Genomic DNA, 18447 nt, shown 5'->3' on the forward strand with positions numbered 1-18447 from the left:
TTGAGATGACAATATATTTTTTTGATATACTACAGATACAAAAGTTAATCAAATCCATTGAAACAAAGAACCCCCACAGTTGCCGCTGTGGGGGTTCTGCTTTTTATAAAACAGTAAATACCGTCACTTCTCTAGCACAGTTTAACCGTACTGGGAACCAATGTCCCGATCCTCGGCTTACATAGGCAAATAAGCCTTGTTCTTCGTAAAGTCCTTTCCAATACGGTTTATATACCGGCACTAGGTTTATACCTCCTAGGTTAATCTGTCCTCCATGGGTATGTCCAGACAAAATTAACGGGATATGTCTACGAAATGCTTCAGGAATATAATTCGGATGGTGTGCCAATAAAATAGGATATGCATTATCGGGTATGCCTTTCATGGCTTTATCTAACAAGCGTACATTCTCCGCCTGCACATCATCTTTAAAATGGTAATCCATGCCCACTAGGTACACGGGACGAGGTCCACCTAAAATCTGTTGATGTCTGTTGCGGTACATGTGCATTTTCGTTTGGCTCAACCGCTTCCACACACGCTCTACATCCACCCGGTATTCGTGATTCCCTAAAATATAATCAATGCCATCTGGAAAATCTTTCACACGGCTATCTAAATAGTCTGCCACTTCATCAAGATAGCCTAAGTCATCGATTAAATCGCCAGTAATAACCAAACGATTCGGATGTTCACTGGCAACGGCATCTACCATTTCTTTCAACTTGTCCATGCCAATGAATGGACCTAAATGAATATCACTAAGTTGTCCAATTTTATATCCTTTTAGCACCTCTGGTCTATCTTTCAAGGCTAATTGGATTTTACGTAGTTGCAGTTCACCATTCCCCTGAAAGGCCGCTACTGATCCTGTCACACCTACTACAGCAGGTACCACCACAGCCGTGCGTTTAAAGAAGTTTCTACGACCTATATGCAAAGGATCATCCTCATGCACAGTTCTATTAGCTAGGTGCAATATTCCATAAAATATTCCGAATACAGCCAATATAAGACATGTAGCAACTAGCGCTACTACTAATCCATTTAGCTCTAGTAGCACAGGTCGCACTAAGCTTGGTAGGATTCCACCATGGATACCGTACATAATTCGTTGCAATAGAATCGTACCTATGGCAAGGGCCAATCCCAGTCCACATCCGTAGATACAACCTTTTCGTTTACTCATCTTTCTAAATAAGGCCACCAAATATCCTGTCATAGCTCCAAAGATAGCCATTCCAAGCACTAGGACTCCTATTAATATGTATATTCTCATCTATATCACTCCTCGGTATAGATTAACAAAGATCAATGAATTTCCCATGAGGACCCGCCCAAGGTAACACATGAAAGGCCTCTTTACGACAGAGAATCCAATCGTCTTTCAGAGGGATAATCTGACCTTGTGCTACAGCTTGTTGTACCGCTTCATCACCTTCTAGCACAATCACATTTGACGAATCTATTGCCACCTCTGTAGCTTCCCCTCGATAGCCTTTCATAGTCCATTTGCGATGACTAAAGATATGAGTCACTTCTTTTACCATAGGCCGATCCATGATGACCGTAACCCCAATGGATTGTAATAGCTCGATTAGTTCCGCTTTACGACTCTCTGCTGTGCCACCTTCTACACTTGGAAATTCCCACATCCCTTGGAGTAAGCCTTCCTTCGGTCTCCGATGGAGCACATAATAGCCCTCTAGAGTTTGGACAATCCCTACATAGAGGTGTACAGCCTGTACCTTTGTTTTCTTAATCCGTATGGGCAATACTTGCTCTGTTCCTGCTATTTTTGCTTCACAATCCTGCACTAATGGGCAAGATTCACAGCGTGGCGCTTTAGGAATACAGATAGATGCGCCGAAGTCCATGAGGGCTTCGTTGAAATCTCCCGGTCGATCGTAAGGCATAGTCTCTTCTACCAAAGCAGTAATCATTTTTTTAGCTACCGTACCTAAAATATCTTCGTGGATATTATACAGACGAGCGTATACTCGAAGCACATTCCCATCTACGGCAGGTTCACGAAGATTATACGCAATGGAAAGCACCGCCCCTGCTGTATAAGATCCTACGCCTTTTAAAGATTCCATTTCTTTTCGTGTTCGCGGTACTTGTCCCCCATAGGTTTCTACTACCTCTTTCACACCTTGGTGTAAATTACGAGCCCTAGAATAATATCCTAGACCTTGCCACGCCCGAACCACCGTATCTTCTTCGGCACTAGCCAAACTTTCTAACGTGGGAAATTGCAATATCCAGTTTTCAAAATAAGGGCGCATAGCCTCAATTCGTGTTTGTTGGGACATCACTTCCGACACCCAAATACGGTAGGGGTCTTTACTTTCACGCCAAGGCAAGTCACGTTTATGCACATCGTACCATTCTAATAAATGCTGTGTCCATGCCATTTGGCTTTGCTGTTCTACTTGTTTCACTTCATTCCCTCATATATCCAAGCCGTCACACGGTCCACATCGTCGCTTTCTAGCACCTCTTCTACGGTCACGAATTGCATGGATTCAATAGTACTATTATCTTCCTTGAAAGTAATGACACCTTTCAATTTCTCGCCACACCAAATCCGGGGAATCCACTCTTCATCACCAGCCCACATATGGTCAAAGGGCGTATTGTCCAACGTGAACCAATAAGGCTCCATCTCTTCCGATTCCAAAGGAATGCCTTGAAATTGTTCTACCATATATACATAACTAATATGGCTCAACTCCGGTGAGTAAGGGAACTGAAAGTCCAACAGCGCCACTGCTTGTAGGTCCTCTTCTTTCACCAGTAAGGATACTTCTTCGAAGACTTCTCGCACGGCACAAGCACGGAAACTTTCACCATCCTCAATTTTACCACCAAATCCATTATAATAGTCGGCTCCAAAGCCGCGTTTTTTACGTCCTAATAAAAATAAATTCTCCCGTTTTGGAAAACATAATGTTGTAGGTCTCATAGTTCCTCCTATTCTTTTTTTATTATATCATGTTTCACACTTTCATAAACCTCGCCCCCTATGATACTATAGTAATAGTGAGGTGAACTATGAAAGAACCATTAATTTTTGATATTGCTCTGGGACAAACAAAACCCGACAGCATGCACAATCGCGACGGGCACTGCCCATTTTGCGAACCCTCGCAATTAACTGATATACTAGATACATCTGGGTCCATCATTTGGCTTATGAATAAATACCCTGTATTGGAACACACATGGCCTACTGTTATTATTGAAACGTCACCACATGTGCATACGGAATATTCTAAATTACCCTTTTCAGAAGCGGTCCATATTTTAGAATTTGGTCGAACCAAATGGGAAGAGGTAAAAGCCAACCCTCGTTTTACGTCGGTCTTATTCTTTAAAAACTATGGCCCCATGTCTGGCGGATCCATCTATCATCCTCATAGTCAAATCATCGGCTTAGAGAACTATGATTACCGCAAAGATATTTACAAAGAACATTTTGATGGATGGCTCATCCATGAAGAGGATGGTCTGCGTATGACCTTATCCAATCGTCCTATCCATGGATTCTTTGAATTTAATATGCGATTTGATCCACAATTAGATACACCTATACTAGCCAACTACTTACAACGCACTTTACGGTACGTATTAGAAGGCTTCTCTAAATATGCAAAATCTTATAATCTATTTTTTTACGATATTAATGACGGATTTCACTATCTTAAAATTGTGCCACGCTATATAACATCACCACTTGTCATCGGCTATGGGATTCCTCAAGTATGCCATGAAACACGTGCCTTAGAGGTCATCCGTCATATACAACCATATTTACACAATTCTTTGGAGGTTTAATGAAAGTTTTTGCCATTGGCGATTTACACCTATCTGGGCAACCACCAACAAAACCGATGACCATATTTGGTCCACACTGGGATAACCACTGGGAACGTATCCAAGCACACTGGCGAGAACATGTAGAGCCTGATGACCTAGTCTTTTTAGTAGGTGATATGTCTTGGGCCATGCGCCTGACAGATGCTCAAATTGATTTAGATTCCATCGCTGATTTACCAGGTAACAAATTTATGATTCGTGGCAATCACGATTATTGGTGGACAAGCCTACAAAAAATGAATACCCTTATGGAGGGACGTATTACCTTCTTACAAGGTCGCGGTCTCTACCACAATGGCATCGCTTTTGGTGGCACAAAAGGATATATCTACCCCCAAGATCCTTTCTTTAAAGAAGCAGAGGACCGCCACATCTACGAACGAGAATTAATGCGTACCAGAGCTGCTCTAGATGCGATGGAAACTGCTATTATTGAAAGTGGTGATGAACCCTCTCAAGTAACACGCATCCTTTTACTGCACTATCCACCAACCTTAGAAAATCATACCAATGGATTCACAGAGCTTTTAGAAGAGTACCACGTAGATCACTGCGTATTCGGTCATTTACACGACAAAGCATCATTCCAAAAAGTCCCATCCCATTGGGGACACACACAATTACACTTAGTCTCAGCGGACGCCGCTAATTTTATGATGAAGGAGATACCATGAGCCGTATCCACAAAGAACACTTACAAGCAGGGTACATCTTTGGTGACCCTCATAACGAAGAATACCTGTACCTACCAGCCGGAGAAGTTGGTTCTAGCGACCCTCGATGCATATTCGAACAAGGTTCTATAAAAGAAGACCTAACCCTAGACGAGGCATGCCGTATCATCGATCGATACACATTAAAACCGTGCAAGCACCCAAGCCTAGGCAAACGGTCGTTTTAACCCTAATGAACGCAGTTGCGTGTAGAACACCAGCGGCGTTCCTTTTTTGTCTAAATAAAGCAATACTAGAAGAGCACGCCATGTTCCGGAGCAAACCTAACGCAGTATCAGTTTGTGGAGGAATGTGGCGTGCTCTTTCCTTTGCCAATCAAATAAAACGCCACTGGTTTCATAACGAAGCCAGTGACGTCTTAATAAAAGGGGGGTATTTTTTATTGTTTGTGTTATGTTTGTGTTATTTGTATTTATATAGTAAGGGAGTTTTAAGGAGAGTAATACTAAGATTAGTATTTGCTAGTTTTCATTTTTACATTGATAATTTCACCAGTCATTGCATCTACTTTGACTTCAGCTTCTTTACCACTGCCATCGATCATATCTAATTCATACACTAGACGACCATGTTCTTTTTCTACAGACCAATCCATAGCTTCAAATGTACCGCCCACTTTTTCTTGAGCTTTTGTTTCCGCTACTTCTGGCATGATAATATCATTAACATCAAATGCTTTAGACATACTATGGCTGCCTTTCATAGCTTGACCATACATCATGGAACCTTGTTGTTTCGTATGTTTACCAGGTTTCATTGGTTTTACTTCTGTATTCAAAATGTCTCCATTTTCACGGATGTGCATTTCAATTTTTAAGCCATCTGCAATGCCATCTACTTCATAGATTGGATTATGTTTTCCATCATAAGAAATACCTACAATTTGTGCATCTGGATATAAGGATTTGAAAGTTGTAACAACCCCTTTATAATCTACATCACTTAATGGTAATACGCTAGGAACCACGCTGCCTACACCATTCCAAGAATTAATTTTTGCCATTTGATCTGCTGGCATATTTTTCATCATACTTGTATTCGCAGCATTAGCTACGCCACTTGTCATCATAAGACCTACACCTAGAGCCATTACAGCAGCTCCTAAACGAAACATTTTTTTCATAGTTTCCTCCTTCACGTGCTATATGCATCGTGTCTATTGTTTAATTAAGGAATATTCGTTATTTCTAACTTGCTTATATCTTACTCCTTATCTATGAAAGAATGATGAAAAAAATATGAATCAACCATGAAGTTACAATGAATGTTCCATGAAGTTTTAACCCTTATTAGATGGATTCAATCACATACATCGCATTGAGTAATCAAGCCTCATCCTACAAAATATATTACATATAAGAAACTGCATTAACAATAACAAAAAGAGACAACACCGAAATGTTGTCTCTTTGTCTGTTTAAGTATGCTAGTTTAATCGTTAATGTTTAACTAATGCCAAAAGATTTTCCAATTGAGGGAAGAATTCTTGTCCAAAATAAGTTAAAATACCAAAAACGATTAGATATAACAAGAAGTATTTAGATACATGAACCATGATGGAACTTGCATCGATAGAGTGACGTAATTGGTCTGCTTTTTGTGCATCGATTTTATGTTCTTCGATGTATGCATTCAAAGCAGGACCTACGGCACCAATCGCAATGGCAATACTTTGTGGGGAGAACATTTTACCAACACCAGCGGAGCCAGAGTTAGTTGCTGCTAACCACAATGCTAATGTATCATGGCCTGGAGTCAATTGATGAGCTGCTGCTGTTTGCAATGGTCCAAACAATACGTTTGCATTTGTACCAGAGCCAGTCAAGAACGCACCTAACGCACCAATTACAGGCGCAAATGCAGGGTACATAGATCCTGTTGCCGCTACTAATGCATTTGCAATCATACCAGTCATACCAGAGTATGTCATCAATTTAGCAGTTACTACTACAGAAATAATTGTTACATATGTTAATTTTAATGTTTTAAATGTATTTGTTAATACATATTTTTGAGTTCCAAGACCAGCTTTTTGGATGAAACCACCAATCAAAGCGGAGATGAAAATCATGATACCAGGTGTTGCAATCCAAACGAATGTGTAAGGTTTTGCATTCACACCTGCATGGATAGGTACAGATGTTTTGAACACCATCAATGCATTATACACAGCTGGCACCAATTTAGATGTACCGATCAACAAGATAAAGATCAAGATGAATGGAGATGCTGCAATCAAGCCTTCTTTAGCAGATACTTTTTTTGCTCCCATATCGACTTTATATTCTGGGTCGTTTACAGGCATAATTTTTGCAATAGCTATAATAACAGCCATGATAACAATAGAGGAGCCCATAACAGCAAGTTCTGGACCACCTGCATACATATTAATTAATAACTCAGGAACAGCTAATGCTAGACCAGCTATTAAAGTTTGTACAAATACACCTTTAATTGCTTTCACGCCACCAGCAATAATACCAACAATAAAGAGTGGAGTCACTACATTTAAAATGAATAATTGCGCTGCAATGAATGTACCTAATTCAGCTGGTTGTAAACCAGTTAAAGATGCCAATGTAGTTGTTGGAATCGCAATAGAACCAAAGGTAGTAGGCACGGAGTTCGCTACTAAGCAAGCCAAGATAGATTTCAATGGATCAAAGCCTACTGCTACCATCATCGCTGCTGGAATTGCAACGGCTGTACCGAAACCTGCCATACCTTCCATAAAGTTACCAAAGCCCCATGCTAACAATAATGCTAAAATACGCATATCGCTAGTTACGGAAGACAACATAATTTTAATTGTATCCATAGCTTTTGTATGAACTACTAATTGGTATGTGAAGATGGCTGCTGTAATAACCAAAAGAATTGGCCAAACTGCAAGAGCCACACCTTCCATAGCCCCTGTATACATGATATAAGCATTTTCTCCATAATAGAAAACCGCTAAAATATATGTACCAATTGCTGCTGCCAAACATGCTTTCCATGCTGGCATTTTTAAAATTGCCAACGCTACAATAAGCCATAGGATTGGCAAGACTGCTAAAAATATATCCATATTAACAATCCCTTTCTATAGTATGAATCACTGTAATTCAAATTCTAGCATACGCACAGTGTGATATAAACAAAAAGAGAGGAAATCCACAGATTCCCTCTCTCATATGTTCAAAGATGTTGACTGTTACCAGTCTCTAAGAAGTATTCCTTAGGGATACAAAACTACTGATTCTGCATCGATAAAGATTTGTAATTGTCAGCTAATGACCTGCTAATTAGTAGTTAGATGCAACTGCTTTAGGTGGTTCATAGTCGCCGAAATATTTTTTAGGATCCAATTTCAACAAGTTACATACGTCGAACAATTCTGCCACAGTTTTGTCGATAACTGGAATACCTTCTTTACGGCAAACTTCGATAGCTTCTGCTTCTTTTTCACCATGAGTGTAGATGCGTTCAGCACCTTCAGCTTTAGGAGCTTCACGAAGTTCTTGTAAGAATGTGGAGAAGTGTTTTTTAACATCTTCTGGGTTACCGAAGATAGCTGGGTTAATAGCCATGAAACCATGACAAATGTTGGAACGGCCACCAGTCATACATTTATTGGATGTACCACCTTGAGAGAAGATGGATGCGAAGATTTCGCAAAGCATACCGTAACCATAACCTTTGTGGGAACCTAATTGTTCAGTGTTGCCACCTAAAGGCATGATACCGCCACCAACGTGGTCAGAGATATTACCTAATACTTCACTAGCATTTTGAGATGCTTTACCGTCTTTATTTAATGCCCAACCGTTAGGTAATTCTTTACCTAATTTGTTGTACATTTCTAATTTACCACGAGTTACTACTGTTGTAGAAGCGTCGAAGAAGAAATTGTATGGTTCAGCAGGCATTGCGAACGCAATTGGGTTGGAACCAAGCATTGCTTTACGAGCAAATGTAGGAACCATGATTGCTTCAGAGTTAGTGCAAGAGAAACCGATTAAGCCTTCTTTTAAAGCAAGATCAGCATAGTAACCAGCGATACCATAGTGGTTAGAGTTACGAGCAGATACGATACCGATACCGGATTCTTTAGCTTTTTTAATTGCTAATTCCATAGCGAAATGGCCAACTAATTGACCCATTGCGTCATGACCTTCAACAACTGCGGATACTGGAGTTTCGAATACCACTTCTGGTTTTGCTTTAATGTCGATAAGACCTTTTTCAATACCTTTGTGGTAACGAACTACACGTTGCATACCATGGGATTGGATACCGTACATGTCGGACATCATCAATACGTCTTTAATGATGCTAGCTTCTTCAGGGCTGAAGCCAAATCCTTCAAATGCATCTTGACAGAATGCGTTAAGTTTTTCTTCTTGGATGTAAACAAAATTTCCCATCGTTAAAACCTCTTTCCCTAACTAAAAAATATGTGTGACATCGCCTGTACTCCTCTATAGGTGGTCACGACTCTTGATACGTAAATTATAGCACACATGTACACCACATGGAATAGAAATCCCCTATTTATCAGCATTTTACCCTTATCATATATGCATAGTTAAGAGATAAATTAATTGTTTTTATTAATATTTTTCTTAAAAAGTAGCTATTTCAGTGGGTAAACCAATCATTACTTTTAGTTATACCTGATCTTTTTTCTTCATCATAACTTCATTTTCCTATACTTGCATATCGAATTCCATGAAAGAAAATCTATATTTATCGTTCTTCTCTATCGATATCCATCGATAACATGGAGATGATGTATAGTTTACTATAACGATTAGTTGTATGTATCCTTATTTTTATTATTTATTATTTATTATTTATTATCTTGTTTCTCTTGCTTCTCTTTTTTATCTTTTTTATCTTTTTTATCTTTTTTGTCTTTTTTGTCTTTTTTATCCTTCTTATCTTTTTTATTTACTTTTTTATCTGCTACAACACCTGACTCATCACTGATGGCTGCATTCATTTGTTTCGCAATCTGAAATGCAGCATCATATGTTGGCATAGTCACGATGTTCGTTGTACCAATCGCCACGGTAGAAACATCTACACGGGCACCACCAATAGCATTATCATGATACAGTCTAGCTAGTTTACCTGCCACCAAATAAGCGCGCATTGGAGCCGTATAATTTCCCTTTGTCGTTCCTTCATAGACAGGCTTACCATTGATGAATACTGTTTGTTGTTCTACTTTCACATGATTTCCTGAATACACGTATAACCGTTGCAAATTGTCTAATACCCGTTGTGATGTTTTCGGATGATCATTAGGATTCAAAATTTTACCAAATCCCTCACGATAGGTATCACCATATTTATTTTTTATAACTTCCATGGCAAGAGCTGCCCCACCTACGTTATATGAGGAATCCGCCAAAATGCTAAAGCCTAATTCATCTGCATTCTTCTCTTGCGACATGGTGAATACTTGACTATCTAAGTATTTGCCAGTAAGTCCCGCCGCAATTTGCCCTAAATCTCCAGAATTGAAGGTAGCTGCTCCAATCACAGTGGTTAAAATACTGCTTTTCTTAGCTCCATTCACTAAATCTTTGTGCTCACCATGGCTCAATTCATGACCAATAACATAGGCCAGCGCATCATCATCTAGTAAATCCATAGTCCCTTTATTAATAGACATAACACGTCCAAAGGTCATAAATGCATTGAAATCTTCATCTGGATTTACATAGACTACATAACTACGCTTTACATGTGGTGATTTTGAAAGTTCATCTACAATGCGCTTCGCTCGCATTTGATAAGCATAATTATCATACACGCCCGTACGATCTTTTGTTTTTTCTAGCATCTCCTGTTGACCTTGCTCAGTATTATCTAGGTCACTCAAATGTTGATGCACAGAAATGCCTCCTAACACGCTTTTACCAAGAGCCTCCCAAATACCACTGGCATGAACCTCAGATGTTCCTACTGATACGATACCCATAGTCAATGCGCCTACACAAAGTATGTGTTTCCAAGTGTTTCTCATAGTCTCTCTCCTCTTATTACATACCAGGATCATCCTCACGATAGGCTAAATCCCTAAATCGTGTATATGCCCCTTCAAACCATAGTTTTACAATTCCTAATTCCCCATTACGGTGCTTACGGATAATAACTTGCGTTTCTACACCATCACTAGTATCCTCTGTATCTTGATAATTCTCACGATTCAAGAAAGCTACAATATCCGCATCTTGTTCTAGAGAACCAGATTCACGTAAATCGCTTAGCATCGGAGTCTTATCTGCCCGGCTTTCCACACCACGACTCAACTGAGACAAAGCAATCAATGGTACATTAAACTCCCGTGCCATGATTTTTAATTGTCGAGAAATGGCAGATACTTCTTGTTGGCGATTGTCCGCCATTTTTTTACCGCCATTTTCCATAAGCTGAATATAGTCTACTACTACCAAGCCTAGTTCACCATGTTCTTGAATTAAACGGCGCAACTTTTTCTTCATTAACTGTGGAGTTAACCCTGAAGTATCGTCAATGTACAATGGTGCCTCTGCTAAATCATTCAAAGCATTAATGGCTTTTCCCCAATCTTCTTGGCTAAGCTGTCCATTCCGAATACGACCAGAGTTAATGCCAGCTACCGCTGCCAACACACGGGCAACAAGTTGTGTCTTCGACATTTCTAGGGAGAAAAAGGCTACATTTTTCTTTGATTTCATCGCCACATTTTGAGCAATGTTCAATGTAAATGCTGTTTTACCCATAGAAGGACGAGCAGCTACTAAAATTAAATCCGATTTTTGCAAGCCACTAGTCAAGTTATCTAAATCTTTAAATCCTGTTGATACGCCCGTCAATATCCCTTTATGTCGTTGTAGTTCATTAATGCGATCAATGGTTTCATAGACTACGTCTCGCATAGCACTAAAAGAAGACTCTCCTTTGGTAGTACCACTCACATCGAGAACCATTTGTTCTGCTCGATTGACGATATCTTCCGTCTCTTCTTCTTCTCGATAAGCCATGGATTCCACTGCATTTGCCACATGGATTAATTTACGCAAATGAGCTTTATCTCTTACAATTTTTGCATGATCTTCTACGTTGTACGCATCTACAATATCTGTGGTCAAATTCGTAAGGTACAGAATCCCCCCTACAGCCTCTAACTTCTGAGACTTTTTCAACTCCTCCGATAATAACACATAGTCTGCACGTTGATTTTTCCCTACAATGCTTACGAGCGCTTCATAAATGACACGATGATTATCGCTATAGAAATCTTCTGCTTTTACAATAGAGCTGACTGCATCAAAGGCATCTTTATTAAGCAAAATCGCTCCTAGTATGGCTCGTTCTGCCTCTATACTGTGCGGTGGTATCCTTCCTGACATACTATTCTCCCAATTCACAACTACATATATCTATACCAAAAAAGAGGGGCCTAGCCCCTCTTTCTATTAACCTGCAACTACTTCTACAGTAATCTTAGCTGTAATTTCTGGATGCACTCGAACTAACACTTCATGAGTACCCAATGTTTTGATTGGCTCTTTTAAGTCAATTTTCTTTTTATCCACATCAACTTTTACTTGCGCTTGCAATGCATCAGAAATATCTTTACCTGTTACAGAACCGAATACACGGCCACCATCACCCATTTTTACTGGGATTGTAACAAATACTTTCGACAATTGGCTAGCCAATACAGTAGCTTCATCAGAGTCCACTTGTTTTTTATGGGCTTGAGCACCTAATTTTTGTTTTGCATTGTTTAAGTTTTGTGGTGTACCCTCAAGACCTACGCCTTTTTTAATCAATACATTACGGCCGTAAGCTTCAGACACTTCTACGATTTCGCCACGTTTACCAACTTTTTTAACATCTTCTAATAAAATTACTTTCATGATAATTCCTCCTTAGATTCTCTTTGTAACTCTGTCATATGGGATACGGCTACTTCAGTCACCCATTGGCGTGCCTCTTTCATAGACATATTGTAAATTTGAGCACCTGCCACAGTACGATGACCTCCGCCACCAACAGCTTCCATAATTATTTGTACATTCAATTTACCTTGCGACCTAGCGCTGACCCCAATACCACCATCTGGTAGTACATAGAATACAAAACTAGCCTCAATCCCCTCTAGGGTGATCAATTTATCCCCCGTTTGGGCCGCAATCACAGTGGCATTCTTCGCATCTTGTGGTGCTTCTGTGAAAGCCATATTTTCTATTTCTTCTGCAGAAGCTAGCATAGCAGAACGTATACGCATACCTTCAAAACTATCCATAAATAAGTGTCGTACTAAGGATACATCTGCTCCTGATCGGCGCAAGAAAGAGGCTGCTTCAAAGGTACGTGCCCCTGTTTGAACCACAAAGTTTTTTGTATCTACTACAATACCTGCATATAAACCACTAGCTTCAATATGCTTAATCTCTACATGTTCTGGGAAATATTGAATTAACTCTGTTACCAGTTCACTAGTAGATGACGTAGAAGGCTCTAAATACGTTAATAATGGCGATTCAATAAAATCTGAGCCCCGTCTATGATGGTCGATCACAACACGGCGATTTGCTTTTTTCAGCGCTGATGGAGCGGCTACCATTTCAGACCGATGCACATCGGTCACGATGACCACAGTATTATCTGTTACAAACTGAGCTGCTTCTTCTTCATCAATAATTAGACCTTGAAAATCTGGATGTTCTACCAGTACTTCTACTAATTTACGAACTGCTGTAGGATGTGAACTCAAGGCAATATGCACTGGTTTATTAAGGGCTCTTGCCATCGCTGCTACGCCTACAGAAGCACCAATACTATCATAATCTTCTCGATCATGACCCATCACAAGCACGCGATCAGAATCCAACATGATTTCATGCAATGCATGAGATACGACCCTAGCACGAACACGTGTATTCTTTTCATTCCCTGATGACTTCCCACCAAAGAATTTTACTTCCTCACCATGATATACACAAACTTGGTCACCGCCACGCCCTAAAGCGATTTCTAAGGCTGATTTTGCCTTTTCCCCTTGTACTTTTACAGTATCTTCTGTTAAAGCAATGCCCATACTGATAGTTGGAGGAATATGTTTCGATGTAGTTAAGGCCCGAATTTTATCTAATATGCTAAACTTCGACTCCATCATGTGCAACATAGCTGCTTTACTAATACTGAAGGTATACGTATCTTCTGTAGCATTTCGTATAAATCCGTCATGCTTGTCAATTTCCGTTACAATCAAGCGATTCATATCAGACCATAATTGCGTATATTCAATATCACTCAAACCAGAACGCAAATCTTCAATATTATCCATAGCAATAAAGCCAAGAGCTGGTAACATAGAAATCGCTTTTTGTTTCTCCACTTCGATGTCTGTTATGTCATCAAAATAAAATGCCATATACGATTCTAGTTCATCGCTATTAACATCGGAATAATTAGACTTCGGAGCTACCAACGTTTTATATAATACACGGTAATATTTACCATCAATTTCTTCGTGAAAGAATCCCGACTTGCCCCAATATTTATCAATCCGCAAAGTAGGAATAAATCCACTTAATTTTATTGTTTTATCGGAATCACTAGGTAACCAATCTCTAAATACGCTATTACTCCAGCAGATCACATTGTGTTCATCAATGATAACAATCCCTACGGGTAAATTTTGTAATGCAAAGGTCGATGCCTGTGTAATCCCTTTTGCCATACAGTCAAATTGAGCTTTTCTAAGATGTCGTCCTCGGCGAATGGTTCGTCCCACATATAAATAGGCAGCGATCACCACGATACAAGCCAACATGGCTAGTTGCCAATTTAAATAGAAAATAATACCTAATAAGATAATAATGAGAACGGCAGCAGTCATTTCAATAGAACTGTATTCAGTTTGTATATCCATACTACCTCCTCTAGGTTTACTCACTTCGTCTGCCCCATCGTTTCTCTATGTGCAAGAATACATCTAAGGCGCCTAATATCGCAGCAGATTGTGACATCACAACAAATATAGCTAGCACAATCCACGGCACAATCTTCGGCGGATTGTAACTTTTACTAATACGCCAAACGCAAGATATACCTCGTATAAATAGCATTATACCACCTAAATACATCAAATTATAGCCTGCGTATTCAAGGAGTGGAATATATTGTTTCACAAAATAGGAAATGACCCCCACTAAAAAGATATGCAAGGCCCAGTCTGGTACACGCCACCCTTTGATGGTAGGCATTTCAGGAACATGATAGGTACCGATACGACTGAGCACAAGATAGGTAAGACGATTAATAATATACGAAATCGCTACGCCAGAGCAAAACAGTCCTGCAATCAATACTTTTTTCATGATTTCAATTTGATCTTGCAAGGCTGCCATCGCTGTTGTCACTTGCTCCTCTGAAAGCCCTTGCTGTACATACATATCTTGCATGGATACTGTAATTTGTTCTTCCAAAGAGGACCACATATCTGTAGGACTTACTTGCATCACCAAAGCGGATGCCCAAAACTGAACCACTACTGCTAGCATTAATACCACCGCAGGAATCATCAACAATTTAGAAATTGACCAGTGCTTGCGCAATCCATAGCCAATTAAAATACCAATCACACCAAAGACGCCACCTTCGACTATGGCTGTCAATGGCCCCAATAAAAAGGCAATGGCAATGACTGCGGATACAACAGACAATAAACTCCACCGAAAGCCATGGCGTACACCTACGATAGCAATCGTCATAGGCACAAAAATAGATCCAAAAAATCCAAGCATAGGTACACTGAGACCTATCATGGCAAAGACAATCATCAATGCCGTTAAGATACCAGACTCTACGACAGACTTTGTACTTGTTTGATTCATATACTAACTCCACACTATGTCTCCCTCAAGGGTCGACATCGTTCTATGCCAATACAATAAATAGACATATGACTTTCGTCATATGCCTATTATATCACAATCCTTATACGTCTTGAATGATTGGTAGAATCATTGGACGACGGCGTGTTTTTTCATAGAAGAATTTACCTAATGTGTCACGCACCACTGTTTTGATAGTTGTCCAATCTTTGATATGGTCCATTTCACATTTTTCCACTGCAGCATCTACACGACGTTGTGCTTCGCTTAATAATTCTTCTGCATCACGAACATATACAAAGCCACGGGATAACATATCTGGGCCCGCTACGATCGTACCAGATGCACGGTCCATTGCCATCACAACCACAACCATGCCTTCTTGCGCTAATTGTTGACGATCACGGATAACGATATTACCTACATCACCAACACCTAAGCCATCTACAAAGACTTTACCAGCTGGTACACGACCTGCTAAGCGACCTGTACGAGTAGTAAACTCAAAAATTTGTCCATTATCGCCTACCAAGACATTGCTAGGTTTTACAATTCCCATGGATACAGCCAGTTCACCATGTTTTTTCAACATGCGGTATTCCCCATGAACTGGGATAAAGAATTTAGGTCTCACCAAGTTCAACATAGTTTTTAAATCTTCTTGGCTACCATGACCAGATACGTGAATGCCACGATCTTTGCCATAAACTACATGAGCGCCTTGGCGCAATAAGTTATCGATGGTACGTCCTACGGCCGCTTCATTACCAGGAATTGGTGTGGCAGAGATAATAACAGTATCATTTGGCGTAATCTCTACGGTACGGTGATTGTTCGTAGACATGCGAGATAGACCTGCCATTGGTTCACCTTGGGAACCTGTCGTTAAGATCATAATTTCATCAGCACGGTAGCGATTCATTTCATCATCACCAATGATCGTTCCTTCTGGTACTGTTAAGTAGCCACGTTCTTGAGCAATTTCTGTAACATTTACCATGGAACGACCTAACACCACTACTTTACGTTTTGTGGCTACCGCTGCATCAATGGCTTGTTGCAAACGAGACACATTAGATGCAAATGTCGCTAAAATAACACGACCCGTAGCTTCTGCGACAGCACGCATAATCGCTGGTCCTACAGAACTTTCAGATGGAGTAAACCCTGGTTTTTCTACATTTGTGGAGTCGGACATAAGCGCCAATACGCCTTTGTTGCCAAGCTCTGCAAATTTGTGAACGTCCATCAATTTCCCATCTACAGGAGTTTGATCTACTTTGAAGTCCCCTGTATGTACTACAGTACCAACTGGAGTTTCTAAGAAAATAGCACACGCATCTGGAATGGAGTGGTTTGTTTGGATAAAGCCCACTTTGAAGCAACCAATTTTAAATTCATCGCCAGCTTTTACAACTTGTAATTTTTTAGCTTTCACATGATGTTCTTTTAGTTTACCTTCAATCAATCCGCATACTAAGTTCGTAGCATATACAGGCACATTCACTTCTTTTAATAAGTACGCCAAGGACCCAATATGGTCTTCGTGGCCATGAGTAATCACCACGGCACGCACTTTATCTTTATGCTCGATTAAATAACTCATGTCAGGGATTACAATATCCACCCCTAACATATCATTTTCTGGGAATGCTAAGCCTGCATCTAATACGACAATATCATCGCCATATTGGAAGATGGTCATATTTTTACCGATTTCACCTAACCCACCTAATGGAATGATTTGCAATTTATCTTTTCGCACATGTGGACGTGCTGTTTGTTCATGTTTTTCGACAGTTGTATTCGTCCGTTGCGGTCTACGTGGACCACGATTGGATTGACGACGTTCGCCATTATCATCTTGTGGACGTGGGCGATTTGGACGCTCTCCTTCCGCTTTCACAGTGGTACGACGATTTTGACCTGTTGTACGACGTGTACGTGTTGTCGGACGTGGTCGTTGTTGCGTAGCTTCACCTATTGGTGCAGTTACCGTTGTTCTTTCTTCTTGTGTATTCAAATTTTCCTCCTACGGGACTATAGTCGTACTGTCTATACATACTACTATAGTCCAAGACTATCTAATTCCATCCGCTGATGGTTGAGCATGTATCGGCATGTAAGCACAAATAAGTATCTATTTCTGTTCGTATTCATACAGTAAAACACTGTGAGAAACCTTTCTCACTATCTATGTCACATTCTTCTACACAGCAAAGCATATACCCTCTATACATACTTCTACTGTGAAACATTTGGGAACCCATAAGGTTCATAAGCCGATCAAAATAATTATCTTCATTATACTATAGAAATTCCAACCTAAGCAACTGAGGTCCCTCATGATAAGTCATAAAAATTTGCAATTGAATATTGCACTAAATGCAATTGCGTTTTATAATGTAAACGAAGTAAGGTTTTTGAAAGTTTACAATAGGAGGTCACATGAAACACGTAAGTATTCACACAATTGCAGAGATCGGTATCTTAACAGCGATGATGACAATTCTGGGAGGCATCAAAATTCCCAACTTAATTCCCGGAGTGGAGTTCCAATTATCTGCTCCTTTGGCGGTAGCCATTTGCGCTGCCTTCGGATTCCGCAAATATATCATCTGCGGTTGTCTTTCTAGTTTGATTGGTCTTGTGTTGGGCACACAAAACTTGCTAAATGTTGCCATTGCCATGCAGTTCCGCCTCATCGTAGGTCTTATCTTATGGATTGGTAAAAACCGTATGTGGTCCATTCTTATCTCTGGCCCTATTGCGTCTGCTATCGCCCGTATCACCATTGGTTTATCCTTTGGCAAAATGGTCATTCCTATGCTTGTGATGGCAGTCCCTGGCATGATTTTCACAGTCATTGTAAGTCCTATCTTCTACAGCATCTTACACCGACTACCTCGTTTGGCTACGACTTTGAAAGTAAAACAAGGTTAGTT

The 18447-nt window shown here is 40.0% G+C and carries 16 protein-coding genes; 4 read left to right on the forward strand and 12 right to left on the reverse strand.

Annotated elements, in window-relative coordinates:
- Positions 1-103 precede the first annotated feature (103 nt).
- From EO127_RS06420 to EO127_RS06430, 3 genes are read right to left on the reverse strand one after another with little or no spacing between them, the layout of a single operon-like run.
- Complete coding sequence (locus tag EO127_RS06420; RefSeq protein ID WP_127448630.1) at positions 104-1279, reverse strand: metallophosphoesterase; 1176 nt, start codon at positions 1277-1279, stop codon at positions 104-106.
- 22 nt (positions 1280-1301) lie between these two features.
- Positions 1302-2417: an A/G-specific adenine glycosylase gene (gene mutY, locus EO127_RS06425; RefSeq protein ID WP_127448689.1), complete on the reverse strand. Its 1116-nt coding sequence runs from the start codon at positions 2415-2417 to the stop codon at positions 1302-1304.
- A 23-nt stretch (positions 2418-2440) separates the two neighbouring features.
- Entirely contained in the window at positions 2441-2968 is a 528-nt protein-coding gene (locus EO127_RS06430; protein ID WP_127448631.1) for an 8-oxo-dGTP diphosphatase, read from the reverse strand.
- 89 nt (positions 2969-3057) lie between these two features.
- Here EO127_RS06430 and EO127_RS06435 point away from each other — a divergent pair, with 89 nt between their 5' ends.
- The 3 genes from EO127_RS06435 to EO127_RS06445 are packed head-to-tail and all read left to right on the forward strand — an operon-like array spanning position 3058 to position 4783.
- Entirely contained in the window at positions 3058-3840 is a 783-nt protein-coding gene (locus tag EO127_RS06435; protein WP_127448632.1) for a DUF4931 domain-containing protein, read from the forward strand.
- Complete coding sequence (locus EO127_RS06440; RefSeq protein ID WP_127448633.1) at positions 3840-4556, forward strand: metallophosphoesterase; 717 nt, start codon at positions 3840-3842, stop codon at positions 4554-4556. The genes EO127_RS06435 and EO127_RS06440 overlap by 1 nt, the downstream gene beginning before the upstream one ends.
- The gene (locus tag EO127_RS06445) at positions 4553-4783 is read left to right on the forward strand and encodes a hypothetical protein (RefSeq protein ID WP_127448634.1); all 231 of its coding nucleotides are present in this window, start codon (positions 4553-4555) and stop codon (positions 4781-4783) included. The genes EO127_RS06440 and EO127_RS06445 overlap by 4 nt, the downstream gene beginning before the upstream one ends.
- A 284-nt stretch (positions 4784-5067) precedes the next feature.
- Here the strand turns inward: EO127_RS06445 and EO127_RS06450 are convergent, their stop codons facing one another.
- The 9 genes from EO127_RS06450 to EO127_RS06490 form a co-directional block, all read right to left on the reverse strand.
- Positions 5068-5739, reverse strand: a complete 672-nt coding sequence (locus EO127_RS06450) for a PepSY domain-containing protein (protein ID WP_127448635.1) — start codon at positions 5737-5739, stop codon at positions 5068-5070.
- 315 nt (positions 5740-6054) lie between these two features.
- Entirely contained in the window at positions 6055-7686 is a 1632-nt protein-coding gene (locus EO127_RS06455; protein ID WP_371412862.1) for an L-lactate permease, read from the reverse strand.
- Between the two features lie 217 nt (positions 7687-7903).
- The gene (locus EO127_RS06460; protein ID WP_127069108.1) at positions 7904-9025 is read right to left on the reverse strand and encodes an Ldh family oxidoreductase; all 1122 of its coding nucleotides are present in this window, start codon (positions 9023-9025) and stop codon (positions 7904-7906) included.
- Between the two features lie 425 nt (positions 9026-9450).
- Positions 9451-10635 (reverse strand): M48 family metalloprotease, encoded by a 1185-nt coding sequence (locus tag EO127_RS06465; protein ID WP_127448637.1) that lies wholly within the window; start codon positions 10633-10635, stop codon positions 9451-9453.
- Between the two features lie 16 nt (positions 10636-10651).
- Positions 10652-12004: a replicative DNA helicase gene (dnaB, locus tag EO127_RS06470; protein WP_127448638.1), complete on the reverse strand. Its 1353-nt coding sequence runs from the start codon at positions 12002-12004 to the stop codon at positions 10652-10654.
- Between the two features lie 66 nt (positions 12005-12070).
- A complete protein-coding gene (gene rplI / locus EO127_RS06475; RefSeq protein ID WP_127448639.1) occupies positions 12071-12517 on the reverse strand; it encodes a 50S ribosomal protein L9 in 447 nt (148 codons plus the stop codon).
- The gene (locus EO127_RS06480; protein ID WP_127448640.1) at positions 12514-14538 is read right to left on the reverse strand and encodes a DHH family phosphoesterase; all 2025 of its coding nucleotides are present in this window, start codon (positions 14536-14538) and stop codon (positions 12514-12516) included. Before EO127_RS06480 ends, rplI begins: the two co-directional genes overlap by 4 nt.
- Positions 14539-14554: 16 nt before the next feature.
- Positions 14555-15502, reverse strand: a complete 948-nt coding sequence (locus EO127_RS06485) for a YybS family protein (RefSeq protein WP_127161026.1) — start codon at positions 15500-15502, stop codon at positions 14555-14557.
- A gap of 103 nt (positions 15503-15605) precedes the next feature.
- The gene (locus tag EO127_RS06490) at positions 15606-17525 is read right to left on the reverse strand and encodes a ribonuclease J (RefSeq protein ID WP_127448641.1); all 1920 of its coding nucleotides are present in this window, start codon (positions 17523-17525) and stop codon (positions 15606-15608) included.
- Positions 17526-17950: 425 nt separating this feature from the next.
- Between EO127_RS06490 and EO127_RS06495 the strand changes: the two genes are divergently transcribed.
- Positions 17951-18445, forward strand: a complete 495-nt coding sequence (locus EO127_RS06495) for a hypothetical protein (protein ID WP_127448642.1) — start codon at positions 17951-17953, stop codon at positions 18443-18445.
- The last annotated feature ends 2 nt before the right edge of the window (positions 18446-18447 follow it).

It is taken from the genome of Veillonella sp. 3310 (genome assembly GCF_003999875.1).
Lineage (GTDB): Bacteria > Bacillota > Negativicutes > Veillonellales > Veillonellaceae > F0422.